Here is a 472-nt window from a genome sequence, read left to right as displayed (position 1 = left end):
CTGGTGGTGGGGCGGGCGTATGTGGCGGGGCACGTCGAGCTTGCGGTGCGGGGGGGCACGCGTGCCCAGGCTGAGGGGCGGTTCCATGGCCACCGGGCACAGCACCTGGAACAGGTGGTTCTGCACCGTGTGCTTGAGCGCCCCGACGCCGTCGTAGTAGCCCGCCCTGCCTTCCAGGGCCAGGGACTCGTCCCAGACGATCTCTATCTCGGGGATGTGCGCGCTGTTCCAGAGGGGTTCCAGCACGCGGTTGGCGAGGCGGCTGCCGAGCAGGTTCTGGACGGACGTCATGGCCAGGAAGTGATCGACCCGGAACACTGCCTCCTCCGGGACCACCTCCGATAGCAGCCGGGTCAGCTCCCGCGCGGTGTCCAGGTCTTCGCCGAACGGTTTCTACAAGACGATACGGCTGCCCGGCGGCAGGTCGGCGCCGCGCAAGGCGGTGAAGGTGACGGGGAACGACACGGGGGAG

At 69.1% G+C, this 472-nt stretch carries 2 pseudogenes; both read right to left on the bottom strand.

The features are described 5' to 3' along the window. A pseudogene (locus HUX53_RS00090) lies at positions 1-291 on the bottom strand (glucose-6-phosphate dehydrogenase); the annotation flags it as partial. Next, positions 286-381, bottom strand: a pseudogene (locus HUX53_RS40520) (hypothetical protein); the annotation flags it as partial. The pseudogenes HUX53_RS40520 and HUX53_RS00090, both read right to left, overlap by 6 nt. Positions 382-472: the final 91 nt, after the last annotated feature.

The sequence above is a fragment of the Actinomadura sp. BRA 177 genome (assembly GCF_013372625.1).
GTDB lineage: Bacteria > Actinomycetota > Actinomycetes > Streptosporangiales > Streptosporangiaceae > Spirillospora.
This window is presented reverse-complemented; position numbering and strand designations above follow the sequence as displayed.